An 18,633-nucleotide genomic window follows, 5' to 3' on the forward strand; every position below is an offset into this window, starting at 1 on the left:
ATCGAACATAATTTGTTTTATGGAAGTAAATTGTGGAAAGTAGATAGGAAGGAATGGAAACCATAAAGAAGGGACAGCGGGATTCTACATAAAAAACATCATGACTCCGTCAAAGATGTATTGTGTTTGAAACAATACGAAATATTTTTGTAAAAAAGTTTTGTTAGAATATGAGTATAATATCCCATCATTCTTTTATTTATTACGGAGGTTAATTATGACTTTGGAAAAGCAATTGGTTGCTAAGACTTTTTATGAAGCTTTTTTGCCAGATAATAGTTCCGGGCATGCTGAATCACTGCTTGGGGAAGCGCTTTTCCTGGGGCGGACTGATGAAACTGTAGATCTTTCAAATATTCGGTTTGCGCAAGGGGAAGTATATTACCATAATAAAGATTATGAATCTGCAATTTTTAAGTGGGAGCGTGTATCCAATGCGTTGAAGCTTTGGGCCGAGAAAAATATCGGGGACGCCCATTATGAAGAGGGAAACCTGACTGAAGCGGAGGGCGTTTATCTATCCATTGACACACATGATCCCACCCTCAGATCGGAAACTGCACTTCAGCTTTTTTCCCTTTACATTAAACAGGAAAAAAAAGAATCGGCTGACAAGGTCATAAAAAAGATTGTCAGTGAACACCCGGAATATCCAACCCTCACTGAAATTGCAAGGGTGTTTTATGAGGAGAATCACGACTGGCACAGTGCGGTTGAACTGGCAGCCAGCGAGTCTGTACGCACGAGAGCGGGCGCATGGTTCAATACCCTGATTTCCTATATCAAGTCGGGAAGAGCTTCCGGGTTTGGACCCGAATACTTTAATCCGGCCATTGGCGCGGCAGAAAAAACCGATGATAGGATCTTTGAAGAGCTGACGGCAGCGTTATGGGAGAACTTCCGGGAACAGGAGGCTTACCTCGGCTGGATCGTCAACATCAATAAACTCCTGGCCTTGATGGATATAACTTCTCATTCCTGGCGGAGGCTTTCGCCTCTGTTCAGGGAAACCTATCTTTATTTGGTAGGCGGTTCCTATACGCTTAAAGAAATCGATCACATCGTTCCCGGGCATGCCTCCGCCTGGCTTCTGCTCGCTGATGATCAGGATCTTCTGTTTGCCTCTTCGGCTGTTCTTGCCTGGAGCGAACTATTTCCGGAAAGCATCAGCCAGGATACGGTTCATGCGGCTGAACAGTCCATTTATCAATCAGATAAACAATATGACGGCCTGAAAAAAGGTATGGAACTATATGAATCGATCACATCCTGGGCGGGTGGCAACTCAGTGGCAGTCGATGCCAGCGAGGACTGGGTCATTAGGGAACTTCTGAATCTTGACTCGCGCCATGTGATGGTTGCGGCAGCATCTGGAAACGGAAAGTTCACCTTTTCAAACTCAGTACTGGGCGAAAGCATCCTGAATGCCGACACTTCAGGCATGATTGCATTTAAGAATCATCAGGATACGCTTATAAAACATACTGCAGAAGATGAAAAGAATCTTACATTTAAAGACTTCAATGAAGTGACAAGCCGCAGGCAGAGACAGGGAGATCTCATTGAGTTCAATCTGCCGTCAAGGTTCCTTCGGGAGAACAGGCTGATGCTTCTTGAGACGCCGGCCTTCAATGATCATAATACAGATATTAATCCTATGTTCTCTTATCTGCATTTTGCGGACAGCCTGCTGTATATCCTGAATGCCGATGATCCCTTCTCAGAAGAAGACAGGGAAATCTTGCTGAAGATCAGAGAGCAGGCGCCGGATCTGCCGCTCCACTTCATCATCAACAGCATGGATGCTTATTATGGCAAGGAGGCAGCCTCCCGTGTTGTAAAGGAAACCCTGGAGACGATTCAATCCTATTTCCCTCATGCCGGCATCTTCCCTTATTCTTCGGAAGAGGGCAGTTTTAAAGGATTCAGGGAGCTTGGCGAATTCATTGAGTGGGGCTTTTCCCGGGGGAATTTCGAGAAGGAGCGCACGGCAAAGCTCTTATTCTATATCCGTCAGGCCTTAAAGGGACTGGTCCAAAAGCGCGTTGAGAATGAAAAGAAACTGGATCACCAGATCGGCTGGGATGTAGATATGCTCAGCAAGCTAAAAGGGGCGAGCCACCAGCTCGACGATTTTGAAAAAGGGAAGGCAGCCCGCATTCAGACGACCTTCTCCTCCATCAAGGCAAAGGTCAGGGCTGAGATGGAAGCCAAAATCCCTAAAATCCTGCAGAAAACGTCGGATATCATTACAGAAGACAGCAATTACGCTGACCTGGAGCGCAAGCTGAATATGGAGATGAATGAGCGGGTAGAAAGCTATATTGACCGGGATATCCTGCCGAGATTCTATCTCTCCCTCCAGGAATGGATCAAGACGGCTGCAGTTGAATTCAATGAAGGCCAGCAATTCCTCGATGAAATGAAGGATGGCTTCAATAAGCTGTATGGAAATGAGGAATTCGAGCTTAAGGGCGACTTCAGGGTGCTGGATGACTGGCGCCGCGATTCAGACCGGATGACGGGCGGCTACAGCCAGGAACAGTTTTCCTTCTTGAACCGCTCGCCGCAGCAGATGCTGCTGAAGAGCGCCGGCAGACTCTTCGGAGCCATTTCACAGAACAATACGATGCTTCACAGCAAATATAAGCAATATGTAGAAAATGAAGATTATAGTGAAGCTGCAAGGAAGGTGACGGATAAATTCCTCATGCAGTTCGACATGTTTGAAAAATCCCTCGAACGCGACGTGAAGATGTTCTTCAAGGAGCCAAACAAGGAAATCAATGGAGCAATCGAAGACACAGAGAAGACCATAACGGAGAATACCTCCGCTCTTGAGGGTCTGAAACAAAACCCATCAGCCTACTTCGATCCGCTCACCCTTTTTGAAGTCAGACTGCGCTCCTGTGAATGGATTATGATCGTGGATAAAGAAGTACAGTATATTTATTAAACCAAAAAAGATGGCTCCCCAGCGGAGTCATCTTTTTGTCTGATGAGATTCCCCTGCCTGGCTTATACAATCGTTTGAAGTCCCCCGTATGATTTTTTGCCCATTTGGAATTCTTCTATGCTGAAAATTATGGAGGAAAACCTGAAATTTTAGCGAAATAAATCATAAGGAGGCGAGTCTGATGTTCGATAAATGGAGAACGGCGATAAAAGAAGAATTTTCAAAGAGGCAGGCATACCGCTATGCAGAACGGATTTCCCAATACCACCGCATCCAGGCTTCACCTGGGTACCGGGCTGCTGCCGGCGAGGTGATTCAGCTTTTAAAAAGGGATGGAGTCGAGGCAGAGATAATATCGTATCCTGCAGAATTTGGCGGCCGGCTATTGTCTCACCGCACCTTTAAAGAATGGCATTGCAGCTCTGCTGAATTATGGGTTGAAACACCGGTGCGCGAAAGGATTGCCAGGTTTGAGGAAGAGGAAATATCCCTGGTTCAGCGGAGTATCTCAACGCCGCCGGAAGGAATCCGGGCTGAACTGGCTGTAGTTGAAAATGGAAATGAAGAGGCGGGATACGAGGGTGTGGATATCAAGGGGAAGCTTGTGCTTGTGCAGGGGGCGCCTGCGCTTGTCCATGCTTTGGCCGTGGAAAAATACGGGGCAGCAGGATTGATATTTGAAAATCTCAACGATTACCCTCCTCTCCGGACCAGGATGGATATGCCTGATACACGGCAGTATACCTCCTTCTGGTGGGATAGCGAGGAGCAGCCTAAAACCTTTGGCTTTGTTGTATCCCCAAGGATTGCAGACAGGCTGAAGGCACTTGCCTCGAAACAAAAGGTGACCCTTACAGCCAGGGTGGATGCCAGGCTTTATGATGGAAGCTATGAAAATATTGAATATTTCATCCCTGGAAAGAAGGAGAAAGAAATCCTGCTGGTGAGCCATCTTTGCCACCCTTATCCGGGAGGTCAGGATAATTCGTCAGGACCCGGAACCCTGATGGAGGTCATGAGGACTCTGACAAAGCTTATCAAAACAGGAATCCTCCCTGAACCGGAGTTTGGCATCCGGTTTCTAATGATGCCGGAAATGTACGGAACCTGTGCATATTTGGATCAGCACCCTGAGCGGATTCCCCATACCATCGCCGCACTTAACCTTGATATGGTCGGCGCAGACCAGACGAAAGGCGGCGGGCCGCTGTGTGTGGAACAGCCCCCTATGGCTGTGCCAACCTTCACAGACCGTTATATATACCATATCATTGAGAAACTCTCTACAAATGCCGCCAACTTCACAGGCACATCTCAGTATAGTACCATTCATCATTTGCGGACCCGCCATTCGGGAGGCAGCGACCATTATATTCTGTCAGATTCGTCCATAGGCATTCCCTGTCCCATGCTGATTCAATGGCCGGACCGGCATTACCATACCACATCGGACACACCAGCCAACCTGGATGGGGCGATGATGGAGCTGACCGGCCTGGCCGCCGCCCTGTACAGCTATGGACTGGCGAATGGAAGTGAAGAGGATTGGATTTCCTACCTGTTCCATCACACCGGCACAATCTCAGCAGAGCTTTCTTCTGCAAGAGAATGGATTATGAAGCAGTCCTTTTCAGCGGCTGAGGCCAAAAAAGCGGTCGGCCATTTTTGCTCTTACGAAAAACAGGCATTAGAAGAGCTGGGACGCTATGCAGCCCTGCGAGGATTTGCCAAGGCTTTAGAGCTCGCTGATTGGGCGATGGACATTCAGAAGAAACAGGCGGAGCTGTGTGCCGGGATGGCTGGCAGGGAGCTGATGCTCTACGGCAGGGAAGAGCGGGTGCCGGAAGAGCCGCGGCCGGCCTGGCAGGGGGCTGTTTATTCCCGCTGTATCCGCGGACCTCTTCGTCTTTTTGATGAGCTGAGTGCTTTTTCGCTGGAAGAGAAGCTGAAGTGGTACAGGGAGTATGAAAGTACTGTGCCGATGGGATATTCCGACTTTATCTTCAATTGGATGGACGGAAGGCGGACTGCGGGTGAAATCGTGGAGATGGTTCAGCTTGAAACTGGCCAGCATCACCCCGTGTATGCCAAGAAACTGCTGGAGCTTTGCCTTGGACTCGGAATCCTAGAGAAGGCGGGGGTGGCTGAAAGCAGCAAGGCTAAGATGCATTCATGATATAATGCAGACAAAGAGCATACTGGAGGGGATAGAGTGGAAAGCAACAAGCAATTCCGGGAAGAGCTGATAAGCAGTGTGGATACCCTCACGGATGAACAGCTTAATCAGGTGCTTGAAGAGGGAAGATGGACGATCGCACAAGTTCTCGAGCATCTATATTTAATGGAGAAGACGATCACGAAGGGGATTGCCGGCGCCCTTGCAAAAGAGGGAGGCACGGAACCGGAGGAGAAACCCATCCAGCTGGCCGTGAACCGCAGCCGCAAAGTGGATGCCCCCGAGCATCTGACACCTTCTTCGGAGCTCAAGACTCTTCATGAATTGATTGAAAAACTAGGAACATCCCGCCAGGAACTAATGGAAGTAGTGAATGGGGCAGATGAGGCATCACTAAGGAACAGGTCGCTCCCTCATCCAGTATTCGGCGAATTGAGTTTGAAGCAATGGATACCATTTATCGGCTACCATGAAAAGCGCCATCTTGAACAGATTGAAGAATTGAAAGTCAGACTGATCAACTGAACATAAGATGTGAAAGGCTGCGGGCAGGTGCCGGCAGTTTTTTTCTTGAAATATATTACATATAAATTTAAGCCAAATCAGTTCCTGCCCTGTCTAATAGTTGAATGAGTGAAAAAAGAGGGTGAGTTCAATGAACAAACTAGTGAGAAAAGCCCAAAGAGGAGACAGCAAAGCCTTTTTGAAGCTTTTTCAGCAGTATGAAGAGGACATATACCGGATGGCATATGTCTATGTCAAAAATGAAGAGGATGCGCTGGATGTCCTGCAGGAGGTGGCTTATCGTTCATTCAATAAAATAGGAACATTGAAGAATCCTGAATATTTCAAGACATGGCTGATCAGGATTGCCATTACCTGTTCCATCGATTTAGTCAATAAGAATAAGAAAGTGGTGCAGCTAAAACCCGAATATGAAGAGTTCATCGGGCTTGAAGAGGAGGATGTTTCTCTTTCCATCACACTCCAGGAATTATTGGAACGGTTAAATGAAGACGAGAAAAGTATGGTTTACCTGAGGTTTTATGAAGGCTACTCATTCAAAGAAATCGCCAGCCTGGCCGGTGTTCCGCTCGGAACCGCAAAATCGGTCCTATACCGGGCGTTGGGCAAGCTCAGGAAACAATTCAAGGAGGCGGATCTCTATGAATAATATAAAGCAGGAATTAAACCGCATCAAGATTCCAGGCGGATTGCATGAAAGAGCGAAGCTGGGTGTCCAAAAAGCAATAATGGAGCAAAAAGCAATGCCGGGCGGAGTCTTTAACAGAAAAAAGACTTTGTACAAAAGGCTGGCCATTGCAGCGGCGGCATGCCTGCTTGCCTTGTCGGCCATGACATTTACCCCTGTTCTTGCAGCCATACAAGAGGCCGTCGACAAGATTTTTTCCAGCGGCCATATCGATGATGGGGGCCTGAAAACGGCGGTGAGCAAAGGCCATGGACAGATCATTGATCAGATTTATTATGACAAAAAAAATGATATAACCGTCCACTTTGAAAGCATCATGACAGATGATAAAGAGACCAAACTTTTGTTCACTTATCAAAGTAAAAAGACCAATTTAAAGAATTATTATATTGATATATTTGAAGGGCAGAGTTCCATCTCTTTAGTGAATGGAGGGACGAAAACCAGGCTTAACCATGTAGGATGGGGAAGCAGATATTATAGCCGCAAACAAAATAAAGTGGCAGAAGCTCTGTCGTTCAATTCTATTAAAGAATTGGAAGGCCGGACTGTCAAACTTGAAATTGAAAACCTGACGATTTATGGAGGAAGAGAGTCCGGAATGGTCGAAACCAAATGGCCCCTCAGCTTTAAGCTGGGTAAGCCGGGGGTTTCAGACAGGGAGAATGCAGTATTGAACAAAAGCTTTACCTTTGAAGGAGAAACTTATCTCATCAAGCAGGTGGAGTTTTCCGCCTTGGAGACCAGGGTGATCGTCTCCGGATCTGATACAAAAAAAGTCGTAGAAAATGGTGTGAAATACGATGTTATGAGCAAATTGGAGCGCCAGCTGCTGAATGCAAGGAAATTTGATAAAGAGCACGGCTACACCTATAATGGAAAAAAATCAGGCGTTTTCCTGATGTCTGACGGAGTGAAGGCTGTCCCTATATTCAGCAAAGGGGAAATAGAGGGAATGGATGATGAATACATCATGAGCTTTGAACCCGTCAAAAACCGCAGGGACTGTACCCTGGAAGTCGGGAATAAATTAAGAATTCCTTTGGCAGAGGAGCGCTGATCAACAGGGAAATCTGGAGGCAGGCTGGGAGCCTTCATCAAAAGTAGGAAGGACATTTGGAAGCCGTCCGGCCGTTGAAAAGTCCTTCATCGGTGGCATGAAGGACATTTGGAAGCCGATTGGCCGTTGAAAAGTCCTTCATCGGTGGTATGAAGGACATTTGGAAGCCGATTGGCCCGTGAAAATTCCTTCATCGGTGGTATGAAGGACATTTGGAAGCCGATTGGCCGTTGAAAAGTCCTTCATCGGTGGCATGAAGGACATTTGGAAGCCGCCCGGCCGGTGAAAAGTCCTTCATCGGTGGTATGAAGGACATTTGGAAGCCGATTGGCCGTTGAAAAGTCCTTCATCGGTGGTATGAAGGACATTTGGAAGCCGATTGGCCGTTGAAAAGTCCTTCATCGGTGGTATGAAGGACATTTGGAAGCCGTCCGGCCGTTGAAAAGTCCTTCATGAGTCACAGGAAAACATATTTTCACCAGCGGGAAAAAAACTTACTGAAAGAAGCACACCAATATTTGAAAATTTATCTTAAAAGGACTGGCCGCATAGCCAGTCCTTTTACTTTGTCCTAAAGGCGTGCTCAATGATTTTCATAAAGCTTTCTTTTTGTTCCTCAAATTGCTTTTTTCGATGGCCGTTAGCTCCCGATGGGTGCGGAAAACCGAATAGGCATGGAACAGATGGAATTATATGATTTTCCTGCAAATGCCGGATGACTTCGCCTACCGCTTTTCCCAGGGGAATCAACAGCAGCACTTTTGATTGCAGTGAATTCAGTTCTTTTGGAAATGCCTCATAGGCATATTTCTTCAATAAAGCAGACTGGTAGACAGCCGGAGAGTGGCCGGTGTAGTTCTGGCCGTTCTTGAACACTGGATATTTTATGATGGAGGTTGTATGGAGCAGATCATCTCTTGTGCCAAACAGCTCGCCTGCACCCGAAAGGCCGATGTGTTCAGGCAATCCGCAGCCATCCAGCATCTCAATCAGGTTTTTCCTCATGGTTCCCGCGAACCTGGCACTCCTTTTGGTATGCTGAAGCAACTCGTTTAATTCCATCTCAAGCTCCATACCGGCCCTTGCTGCTTCGAAAGCTGTTTTCATCTGGTACCATCCCGGCGTGATGCCGGCAATGACCACTCTTGCCTCTCTGTTGACCCATTCATTGTGGGGAGCATAGTACAGGGCAAGTTCCGCTTCTTTCTCGATGAGGAACCGCGGTGTCAATAAATCTTGTTTATCCAGGTTGCCCGCCTCTAAAGTTTGGATGGCCTGATAAAAGTGTGTGAACGCTTCGCTCTGCATCTATATCTCATCCCCTCTGGCCTTTACTTTATTATTCCCATCCAGGGGCAGAAAAAAGCCCGCAATGTTTGCGGGCTTCAAAGGAAACTAAGAATATAGCATTCTATTTTTGTCTGGAGATTTCTATCAAGCCTACTGATTTATCTTTTGCCATGTCTGTCACAAGGACTTTCAACCCGTAATTTTCAATATTTCTGCCCGCATCCGGCATGTACATATTGTTGAAGTCCTTGCTGTCATTAAACAGAGGGATGCCCCGCTGGCTAGGGAAGGCAAGGGTTTGGTCAGGGTAAACAAGATTCAGGCCGGAAGTAGGCATGAAGCCGAATGCTGCATCGGCCAGGTGATAGCGGGTGGACGCCTGGATGCCAGTGCTCCGTAAGAAGAACAGGCAGCCCCAAAGGATGGGGAGAATGTCCAGGGTTCACAGCCTGAAAAAGCAGCTGATACAGAAGTGGTTAAGGAGCCTGAAGCCAAGGAGAGTACCGATAGTGGTTCATCAGATTAACACACACAAAGAAGGAAGAGGATTCACCTCTTCCTTCTTTGTGTGTGTTAGTCTTTCTATCATTCTGTATCCCGGGTCTTTTGTTCAGGAAGTGTGTCCCAGAAGCTTGTATCTGCTGTTTCTATGGACCCATCGGCGATGGCGCGGACAGCGGCTTCAAGTGTGGTGACGGTCTGTTTGATGAGGTAGCCGTTGCTTTTTTGGCCGAGTACATAGTCTTCGTACTCGTGGTCGGACATGCCCCGCATTTCAAAGAGGAGGGTGGAGATGCCGTATTGGACGGCTGCCCCATTTCTTCCGATTCTTTCTTCAGAACCGCCCACGTATTTGCCGAGATGTCCCCAGCCTGTCCGATCGACAGCGCCGTATACGACAGCCCCGAGCTTCTTGGAGCGCTCCAGGACATCAGCAGCAGTGTTCGGGTTTGTAGGGTAAAGAATGGAGCCTGAAACATATTTACCGTTTACTTCAGATTGAGTACCCTGATGATGAAGGTCGATCATATAGTCAATATTATATTTTTTAAAGACATTGTTATGGAGTGCTTTTGTCTCTGGCTGGACTTTCGCCACATGGTCCCGGTTCAGGTCTGTTCCCGAGGCATTATAACGGGTCAGGTGGCGGCCGCCGTCTGCCACATAATCTTCAAGCGAAAAGTCGACATCGCCCATCGCTCCGTCAGCATTCAGCATAGGGAGAACCAGAACATTCACGGAGTCAAGAACACCCTTCAATTTTCCGGTGCCAAGATGTTTAATGAACTCTAGGGCTCCTTCAGTTGTGAGCTGTTCATTGCCATGCTGCTGAGTCAGGAACAGGATGGTCGGATTATCTGGATTGGTTATGTATTTTGCAAGATGGATATCCCTGCCCTTCAGGGTTTTACCAATGACCTCGAGTGTCATCGCATTCTGCTTGGCATCTTGTGTTTTGAGTTCGTCCACTAATTCTGTGTAAGTATGAAGAATGGACGTATTGACTGTTTCGTTGCCTCCGTAGCCCGGCCCATTGCCAACAGCTCCAACAGGATCCGCCAATACATTTACCGCACCGAACGCCATCATTCCCGTCAATGATAAAGAGATTATTTTCTTTTTCATCAAAATCCCCCATTTTTAGAATTATTTGATAACTCACTACCATAATAAGATAACTTCCGTTTTCTGTTAATAGAGATAAATTCCTGTCTTTTTAAAAAGCTTTGGGTAAATATGCATCTATTTATCTAAAAAAGGATAATCCAAACGGATTCTGTCAATAAATAAATGTGTCAATAATTCAAATTAAATTTGACAATATTGTGAACCATGTGGAATAATATAGATATAAAAGGAGGATGTTGGTAATGGATGCAAAGGTACTTAATGCAGTAAAATTTGTCGGCGGAGCAATCTTGTCTATTGGAATTATCTTCTTTGTAATCGGTTTCACTGCAAGCGGTAGCAGCGTTTGGACTCCTATTGGCATCGGTACGGTAATGGGCGCAATATTTATTTTCTTAATGGGAATCTTTTTGGTAGCCACGGAAGAAGTTCTTGAAAAATCATATAGAAGAAAAAGAATCTGAACATAGAGAAAAGGAGTGCCAGCCGGCACTCCTTTTTTCTTTGGCTTAAATATAACCCCAGATCATACAGAGCAATGTACCGAAAATAGTAATCAAGGCCATTAACACTCCGTAATAGATGTTTGTATAGATAGCACCCTTATCTTTCGATTCACCAGCATGCATGAATACGACCAGCTGGAGTCCAGCCTGGATGAAGGCTGTCAATAGAAGCACTGTCATCCCGGCAGTAAAGGACATATCCAGGTAGTACACCAGCAGGGCAACGGCGGTCAGGACAAGAGAGAAGATGAAGCCCATGACCTGCTTGACGGGAAATAGCTCTTTCATGATTACATCATTCCTTTCAGGTAGATGAAGCTGAAGATAAAGATCCACACTACATCAAGGAAATGCCAGTAAAGTGAGAAGATGAATGATTTATTGGCTGTTTCGGGGGTCAGTCCGCGTTTTTTAATCTGCAGGACAATGAACAAGCCCCAGAAGAAGCCGAGTGTAACGTGAGCTCCGTGTGTGCCGAGTGTTGTGAACAGGATCGACGTGAAGGCGCTTGTCTGGATGGTGGCTCCTTCATGGACATACATGACAAAGTCATAGATCTCAACACTTAAGAATCCAAGTCCCAAAAGCAGGGTGACAACAAAGAATGAAATCATCGCTTTGACCTTGCCAAGGCGCATGGCATGAACGCCAAGGCCTATGGTGAAGCTGCTTGCAAGGAGAAGGAATGTTTCAATCAAGACAGGGGCAATTTCAAATAAATGCGCTCCAGTCGGTCCATCGCCTGTACGGTCCGCCAGTGTGAAGTAGGAGGCGAACAGGGTTCCGAAAAGCATGATTTCTGCTCCAAGGAAAATCCAGAAACCAAGGATCTTTAAACGATTTTCATCTGTACTGTATTCAAGTGGAAGCGAGTTATCTATTTTCATCAGTTAGCACCTCGCAATTTTGTTTCAGTCTCTTCGATCTCATCAACTGGGATGTAGTGTCCGTGGTCTTTTTCGAATGAACGAAGGGCCATGCAGACAAAGATTCCGATTGTAGTAAGAATCAAAGGAACCCAGATGCCGAATACGAATGAGAAGCCCCAGGCGAAGAAGATACAGCCCATGATGAATGGCATTCCGCTGTTATTTGGCATATGGATCTTTTCATATTTTCCTTTGAAAAGAACATGGCCGCGCTTTTTAGCATCCCAGAGTGATTCGCTGGAATCCACCTGCGGCAGGCGTGCAAAGTTATATTCAGGCACCGGTGTGTGTGTTGCCCACTCGATAGTACGAGCATCCCATGGATCTGAACTGATATCCCTGGAAGCAAAGCGAGTGCTGTAATAGATGTTGTAAACAATCAGCACGAAACCTGCTGCAAGTCCAAGGGCACCGACGAATGAAATGAAATTCAACGGTCCAAATCCAGAAGCCTCAGAGTAGGTGTACATGCGGCGAGCCTGACCGTCAAGACCGGTAAAGAACATTGGCATAAAGGCAACGAGTGTGCCGATCGTGATGAACCAGGCGGCCCATTTTCCGATTCGTTCATTAAGCATAAAGCCGAACATTTTAGGCCAGTAGTAAGTCAGGCCGGCCAGCATGGCGAATACTACGCCGGGAATGATTACCATATGGAAGTGGGCAACCAGGAACATAGTATTGTGATACTGATAATCTGCTGCTGACATGGCAAGCATGACACCTGTCACACCGCCGATTGTGAACAGCGGGATAAACAGCATGGCATAAAGCATAGGGCTTGTGAACTCAATTTTTCCTTTATAAAGAGTGAAAAGCCAGTTAAAGATCTTAACCCCTGTTGGTACAGCAATCGCCATCGTGGTGATGGAGAAGATGCTGTTTGTCAAAGCGCCCTGTCCCATCGTGAAGAAATGGTGAGCCCAGACCAGGAAGGAGTAAGCAGAAATGACGACCATGGAGTAGACCATGGACTTATAGCCGTATAGATTACGACGTGCAAAGGTCGAAATGATTTCACTATAGATACCAAAGGCAGGGAGGATCAGGATATATACTTCCGGATGTCCCCATACCCAGAACAGGTTGGCCCAGAGCATGTCCATCCCGCCGTTCGTGGTGGTGAAGAAGTTGGTGCCAAACAGGCGGTCCATCGTACCCATTGCCAGTGCCACTGTCAGTACAGGGAAGGCAAATACGATAATCAGGTTAGCTACAAGTGAAGACCATGTGAACATTGGCATCTTCATCAAAGTCATGCCAGGCGCCCTCATTTTGAGGATGGTGGTCATGAAGTTAATCCCTGTCATCAGTGTACCGATACCGGCAATCTGGATGGCAATCATATAATAGTTCGTTCCCACTGATTCACTGAACTCTTTGCCTGCAAGAGGGAAGTAGGATGTCCAGCCCGCATCGGGAGAACCACCGATTACGAAAGAGATGTTAAACAGCATCGCACCCATGAAGAACAGCCAGAAGCTGAGTGCGTTCAGGCGGGGGAATGCAACATCCCTTGCGCCGATTTGAAGCGGTACAACAAAGTTCATAAGAGCCATGATAAACGGCATGGCCATGAAAAGAATCATGACAACACCATGTGTCGAGAATATTTCATTATAATGCTGGGCATCGAGAAGCTTTGCTTCAGGTGTTGCCAGCTGGGCGCGCAGCATGATGGCATCGACGCCGCCGCGGAACAACATGAGAAGTGCTGATATAAGATACATGATACCAATGCGTTTATGGTCGACTGTGGTCAGCCATTCACGCCACAGGTAGCCCCATTTCTTAAAATAGGTCACACCTGCGATGATTGCGATAACTGTAAGGCCGATGGCAACCATAGATGCATAAATCACAGGGCTTGGATGAGGTATCGCAAATCGATCAAAGAAATCCATGTGTGTGGCTCCTTTCAGGATATATAAAATGTATTCCGTGTAATGGGGGAATTCCCCTATTCATGATTGTGGTCGGAATGGCCTTTAGGTTCTTTTGATTTTTCTTCTTCATGTTCACCTTTTTTGCCATCCTCGGAAGTTTCATCTGAATTCCCATGGCCGCCGTGATCATGTCCGCCATTTGCCGGTGTAGGCGGCGGGCTGAATTCCAGGTGGGTTCCGGTGTAAGTGGATCTGCCCAGATGGCCCGGTTCAAGCAATTCATCAAACTTTTCTTCTGTCAGCGGCTTGGCTGTCGCTTTTACTTCATCCACCCACTCCTGATACTCAGCAGGTTTCATAGCCTGGACGTCAAATGTGTTTTCAGCGAATCCTTTCCCGCTGAAGTTAGCATTCCTTCCCATGAATTCACCGGGAACATCAGCTGCCAGGTGAAGGGTGTTGACCATGTCGCTCATTGCGTATTTCTGGCCGCCAAGCTGCGGGATCCAGAAGCTTGTGATAGGCCCGTATGAATAAAGCTTGAATTCAAGAGGCCGGTCTGTTGGTATATTTAAATAGTTCACCGTTTCGATATTTTCTTCAGGATAGCTGAAATGCCATTTCCAATCGGAAGATGCTGCATAAACAACCAATGGCTTTTCGTTTTCATAGCCTTTTGGTTTCGCTTCGACTTCATAGTTGGATTTTACAGACATAATGGAAAGCACTGTGACGATTACAATTGGAATTCCGATACAGATTGCTTCCACCAGGACGCTGCTTTTGATATGCGGCGGCTCGTAATCTTTGCTTTGCTTAGATGCACGAAACTTAATGAGCATATATACAAGAATTCCAAATACAACCAATACAATAAACAGCATGATCCAGGTTGAAATGATGATATCGTCTGCCTGGATTTTAGCCATCGGTCCTTTAGGATCGAGAACAATCATCTGCTCACAGCCTGCCAGCATGGAGATCGCAGCGAAGGCGAGAGCTAATACAGCCCATTTTATTTTCATGTTGTACCCCTTTCTTTCTTTTAAAATGGTAAAGTCTTTGCAGTGAAAGTTTGTTAATGATTTCACATACTTTGTTTTTTCCTGGGCATACTGCATTTCAAGAAACCAAGCCGGCTCTCGTTCAGCTATAAAACGTGTATATAGCAGGTTCCAGGAAAGTGCAATTAGGATCCTGTAATTTTTGAGAAAAAAACAAGTTTAACTTAATTGCAATAGCGGAATAGTGTTAATACATTCACATACTCCCTATACATATATTAGTAATTTTCTAGCGGAATAACAACTCATAAATAGTGACAAATTCGTGAAGGTTCTTGGCTTTCATGGGATTAAAAGGATATCCTGTGACAAAACTGTGAAGGCTGTGACAAATGTGTGAACGGCGGCGCTGTCATTGGGAAAAGAATCAATATTTACAATAATATTATCCTGAAATAACAAATTGAATTCTGGGTGGAAATCCTTGTCCTGCTCTCCATGCACGACTTTATCCCATACCCTAACCTCTCGTGTACTAAAACGCTAATTTGAAAGAATCTGACCGGTATTTCTCTTTTAATGTGCCACTATTTTTTCTGAACCTATAATATAATAAATCATATAGAAAACCATGGGCAGCAAGGCGGCCCATAGGAGTTGAAATGTAATGAAAAAGCACACCCGGGAAATCCTGGCGTGGATGAAGGCCATCCTGGCATCCGCCGCTATTGCATTCATCTGCAGGCAGTTTCTTTTTTCTCCCATTACCGTTTATGGTGAATCTATGTCTCCTGCTTTCGAAGACAAAAACAGGATCATTGTCACCAAGTTCAGCCGGATCGATCACTTTGACAACATTGTCTTCCATGCACCTGATGCCGAGGATAACTATATAAAAAGGGTGATCGGTCTGCCAGGGGACAGAATCTCTGTTGTGGATGATGTCCTCTATATAAATGGAAAGAAATATAAGGAACCATATCTTAAGGAAAACAAATCGGAACTGCCGCCTGGCATTAAGCTTACGGGGGACTTTACCCTGAAAGAGGCAACCGGAAAAACAACGGTTCCGGAAGGGTATTTGTTTGTGATGGGGGATAACCGCTTAAGGAGCAGTGACAGCCGCAGGTACGGTTTTATCAGCATGGATTCAGTAATAGGAGAAGTGAAATTCCGGTTCTCGCCGCTCGGGGATGCCGGCATTCCAAATTGAAAGGAGATGCCTCGGAGGGCATCTCCTTTCAATTTATTCTGCTTTTTTAACATCGACCCTGCCGGAAAAGAATACAGCCCCTCCGCCCATATCTGCTATTCGGTCAGGTGTAAGAGAGTTGACGAGATGATTGGTGCCAGGCATATCTGACCATAATCCGAGGGATACAACAGCGCCGGGAAGAACGTCTTGGCCAACCGACACAGTCAGTGTGCATTCACCGCGCCCGTTCCATAAGATGACTCTGCCGCCGTCTTCAATGCCCCTTTGAACCGCATCATATCTATGCATATAGAGGAGAGGCTCTTTCTCAAAACCGATATGCCTTTCATTGTTAGAGAAGGTTGAATTGAGAAAGTTATGGTTGGGTGCCGGTACGAACAAGAGGGGGAAGGACTCCTCAGGTAGAGGCATATAAGTCGGCAGGGCCGGATAGCCGTCCTGTTCCATTTTCCTTGAGTAAAATTCAATTTTGCCGCTCGGTGTCGGCAGGGTTTCCGGGAAGATTTCCCTGCGGTCAGCTTTTATATATGGCTGTTTGGAAAGCGCCTCATAGCTGATGTGCTGTAAATGAGGGTTACCCGGATAATCAAGGGCCTGCCGGATCAATTCTTCATCCGTTTCCTGGAGACAGTCATCTTTAAATCCCATTCCCCTGGAGAGCAGACGGAAGACCTCAGTGTTGGATATCGATTCGTAATACGGACGCACAACCGGCTTTTGCAGCTGTATATAATGATGCCAGTATGATGTGTAAAAATCCGTGTTTTCAAATGAGGAAGCAGCGGGCAGTATGATATCGGCATACATGGCAGTTTCAGTTAAGAACAGATCGTGCACTACTGTGAAAAGATCCTCGCGCAAAAGCCCTTCTCTTACCTTATTGCCTTCCGGCGCCACAACGGCGGGGTTTGAGCTGTAAACAAAAAGAGAATGAATCCGGGGCTCTCCTGCCTCAAGGAGGGCCTTTCCAATTGCGTTCATATTGATAGTGCGGGTCTTCTTCATCATTAAATCCGGTCTCTGGAGAGTGCGGCTGTTGTGCGCAAGGAAAGCAGAGTTGCCTTTGATCGCACCGCCGCCCTTCTTCAGCCACTGCCCAGTCAGAGCGGGCAGGCAGGAGATGGTACGGATGCACATGCCGCCGTTATCATGGTGCTGCGGGCCGTTGCCGATCCGGATAAATGAAGGCGAGGTGCCGCCGTACATGTGTGCAAGCTTATAGATATCCGCAGCGGGTACTCCTGTAATGGTGGACACAGATTCAGGGTCATACTGCTTGACGTGGCCCTCTAATTCCTTCCAGCCCACCGTGTATTGTTCAAGGAATTCTTTGTCACAAAGCCCTTCTTTGAATAAGAGGTGCATGATGCCGAGGGCAAGGGCGGCGTCCGTGCCGGGCAGGATGGGCATAAACCAGTCCGCCCACTTGGCTGTCCTGTTCCTGTGTACATCGATCACTACAATTTTGGCCCCGTTTTTGCGGGCTTTCTGGGCAAGGGTGACTTGATGCATGTTTGTGCTTACCGCATTTACTCCCCAGAAAATAAAAAGTTTGGCATGGACGGTTTCCTCCGGGTCGGTACCGATGCTTCCGCCCATTGTATATGTATAGCCGGCTGCCCCTGCCGAGTTGCAGATGGACCGCTCTAAGCTGCTTGCTCCCAGTCTGTTGAAAAAACGCCGGTCCATCCCTTCTGCGCTCAGGTTCCCCATATTTCCATAAAAGCTGTAAGGAAGGATGCTTTCAGAACCATGATCCCCCACTAATTCCTTCCATCTGCCTGTGATGGTTTGTATGGCCTCCTCCCAGGAAATTCTCTCGAACTGCCCGGAACCCTTTGGACCAGTCCGCCTAAGCGGGTGCTTCAGCCGCTTCTCATCATATAAGCGGTTCGGCATATTCCGGACCTTATTGCAGATATGCCCCTCCGTCACCGGGTGATCCGGATCACCCTCGACTTTCACAATGCGGCCGCCGGACTTGTGCAGCAGCAGTCCGCACTGATCCGGACAATCCAGTGGACACACTGATGAAAACACACCATCCTCCTGATCGACATAATTCATCATCGCTGCCTCCTTGTTTGTTGGGGACTGACCCCATTTCCCGATTATTTCCCTAGAAAGCCGGGTGTGCACACCTGGCCCAAATTGGTAGTCAGGGGGACTGTCCCCATCATAAGGGACAGGGCATGTTCCAGCAAGATGCAATTCACTTAAAATGGTATAATTTAACTGAACTTACAACCTGAAAGGAGCAGTGTGATGACTGTAAGATTGGTGCCAGCCTCCAGGGATAATTGGCTTGAGGCCATTTCACTCACCGTCCATGAAAAGCAGCGTGGTTTTGTTCCGTCTGCCGCCGTTTCACTGGCAAAGGTCCATATCAAGCCTGACGGGGACCAGGTTGTCTATCTTCCATTCTGCATTTACCATCATGATAGAATGGCAGGGTTTATCATGCATGCTTACGAAGAAGGAACAGAAGCCGTGCATTGGATCAATGGCTTTTTCATTGCTGCCGCTCATCAGGGGCACGGATACGGAATGGCTGCACTGCTCCGGATGATCGAGTATATCTGTACACGGTTCTCCCGTTGCAGAGAAATACGCCTGACCGTCCACCGCGATAACCCTGCAGCAGCATTTTATCAAAAGGCCGGATTTGAATTCACCGGAGAGCTGTATGGAGCGGAGAAGGTCATGAGACTTCAGGTATGAAGGACGTTTGAAAGCACTGGCCGTCTATGTGCCCATTCGCTGCAAAA

The 18,633-nt window shown here is 47.0% G+C and carries 16 protein-coding genes; 8 read left to right on the forward strand and 8 right to left on the reverse strand.

The window, feature by feature from the left end; translation table 11 throughout:
• The first annotated feature begins 217 nt into the window (after positions 1–217).
• The 5 genes from V1498_RS03560 to V1498_RS03580 all read left to right on the forward strand — a co-directional run bounded on the left by V1498_RS03560 (position 218) and on the right by V1498_RS03580 (position 7,405).
• Positions 218–2,956, forward strand: a complete 2,739-nt coding sequence (locus V1498_RS03560) for a GTP-binding protein (RefSeq protein ID WP_409296938.1) — start codon at positions 218–220, stop codon at positions 2,954–2,956.
• A 181-nt stretch (positions 2,957–3,137) separates the two neighbouring features.
• Positions 3,138–5,132 carry a DUF4910 domain-containing protein gene (locus tag V1498_RS03565; protein WP_409296939.1) on the forward strand — a complete coding sequence of 665 codons (1,995 nt, stop codon included), beginning with the start codon at positions 3,138–3,140 and terminating at the stop codon, positions 5,130–5,132.
• A 36-nt stretch (positions 5,133–5,168) separates the two neighbouring features.
• Positions 5,169–5,657 carry a DinB family protein gene (locus tag V1498_RS03570; RefSeq protein WP_409296940.1) on the forward strand — a complete coding sequence of 163 codons (489 nt, stop codon included), beginning with the start codon at positions 5,169–5,171 and terminating at the stop codon, positions 5,655–5,657.
• 130 nt (positions 5,658–5,787) lie between these two features.
• Entirely contained in the window at positions 5,788–6,306 is a 519-nt protein-coding gene (locus V1498_RS03575) for a sigma-70 family RNA polymerase sigma factor (protein WP_409296941.1), read from the forward strand.
• Positions 6,299–7,405 (forward strand): DUF4179 domain-containing protein, encoded by a 1,107-nt coding sequence (locus V1498_RS03580; protein WP_409296942.1) that lies wholly within the window; start codon positions 6,299–6,301, stop codon positions 7,403–7,405. Before V1498_RS03575 ends, V1498_RS03580 begins: the two co-directional genes overlap by 8 nt.
• A gap of 561 nt (positions 7,406–7,966) precedes the next feature.
• On the opposite strand, the gene V1498_RS03585 is transcribed toward V1498_RS03580, so the two are convergent.
• From V1498_RS03585 to V1498_RS03595, 3 genes are all read right to left on the reverse strand, one after another.
• Positions 7,967–8,713 carry a hypothetical protein gene (locus V1498_RS03585; protein WP_409296943.1) on the reverse strand — a complete coding sequence of 249 codons (747 nt, stop codon included), beginning with the start codon at positions 8,711–8,713 and terminating at the stop codon, positions 7,967–7,969.
• 103 nt (positions 8,714–8,816) lie between these two features.
• Complete coding sequence (locus V1498_RS03590) at positions 8,817–9,032, reverse strand: hypothetical protein (RefSeq protein WP_409296944.1); 216 nt, start codon at positions 9,030–9,032, stop codon at positions 8,817–8,819.
• Positions 9,033–9,280: 248 nt separating this feature from the next.
• A complete protein-coding gene (locus V1498_RS03595; protein ID WP_409296945.1) occupies positions 9,281–10,321 on the reverse strand; it encodes a M14 family zinc carboxypeptidase in 1,041 nt (346 codons plus the stop codon).
• A 245-nt stretch (positions 10,322–10,566) separates the two neighbouring features.
• On the opposite strand from V1498_RS03595, the gene V1498_RS03600 reads away from it, so the two are divergent.
• The gene (locus V1498_RS03600; RefSeq protein WP_409291472.1) at positions 10,567–10,788 is read left to right on the forward strand and encodes a hypothetical protein; all 222 of its coding nucleotides are present in this window, start codon (positions 10,567–10,569) and stop codon (positions 10,786–10,788) included.
• Positions 10,789–10,833: 45 nt separating this feature from the next.
• Here the strand turns inward: V1498_RS03600 and qoxD are convergent, their stop codons facing one another.
• The 4 genes from qoxD to qoxA are packed head-to-tail and all read right to left on the reverse strand — an operon-like array spanning position 10,834 to position 14,670.
• A complete protein-coding gene (gene qoxD / locus V1498_RS03605) occupies positions 10,834–11,118 on the reverse strand; it encodes a cytochrome aa3 quinol oxidase subunit IV (RefSeq protein WP_409296946.1) in 285 nt (94 codons plus the stop codon).
• Between the two features lie 2 nt (positions 11,119–11,120).
• Positions 11,121–11,717, reverse strand: a complete 597-nt coding sequence (qoxC, locus tag V1498_RS03610; protein WP_409291474.1) for a cytochrome aa3 quinol oxidase subunit III — start codon at positions 11,715–11,717, stop codon at positions 11,121–11,123.
• Positions 11,717–13,663, reverse strand: a complete 1,947-nt coding sequence (gene qoxB, locus V1498_RS03615) for a cytochrome aa3 quinol oxidase subunit I (RefSeq protein WP_409296947.1) — start codon at positions 13,661–13,663, stop codon at positions 11,717–11,719. The genes qoxC and qoxB overlap by 1 nt, the downstream gene beginning before the upstream one ends.
• A gap of 56 nt (positions 13,664–13,719) precedes the next feature.
• A complete protein-coding gene (qoxA, locus tag V1498_RS03620) occupies positions 13,720–14,670 on the reverse strand; it encodes a cytochrome aa3 quinol oxidase subunit II (protein WP_409296948.1) in 951 nt (316 codons plus the stop codon).
• 646 nt (positions 14,671–15,316) lie between these two features.
• Here qoxA and lepB point away from each other — a divergent pair.
• Positions 15,317–15,862, forward strand: coding sequence for a signal peptidase I (gene lepB, locus V1498_RS03625; RefSeq protein WP_409296949.1), 546 nt, complete (start codon positions 15,317–15,319; stop codon positions 15,860–15,862).
• A 33-nt stretch (positions 15,863–15,895) separates the two neighbouring features.
• Here lepB and V1498_RS03630 read toward each other — a convergent pair whose 3' ends face one another.
• The gene (locus tag V1498_RS03630) at positions 15,896–17,935 is read right to left on the reverse strand and encodes a molybdopterin oxidoreductase family protein (protein ID WP_409296950.1); all 2,040 of its coding nucleotides are present in this window, start codon (positions 17,933–17,935) and stop codon (positions 15,896–15,898) included.
• Positions 17,936–18,130: 195 nt separating this feature from the next.
• Between V1498_RS03630 and V1498_RS03635 the strand changes: the two genes are divergently transcribed.
• Complete coding sequence (locus tag V1498_RS03635) at positions 18,131–18,586, forward strand: GNAT family N-acetyltransferase (RefSeq protein WP_409296951.1); 456 nt, start codon at positions 18,131–18,133, stop codon at positions 18,584–18,586.
• The last annotated feature ends 47 nt before the right edge of the window (positions 18,587–18,633 follow it).

Source organism: Paraperibacillus marinus (assembly GCF_046237605.1).
GTDB classification, from domain to species: Bacteria; Bacillota; Bacilli; order Bacillales; family DSM-1321; genus Paraperibacillus; species Paraperibacillus marinus.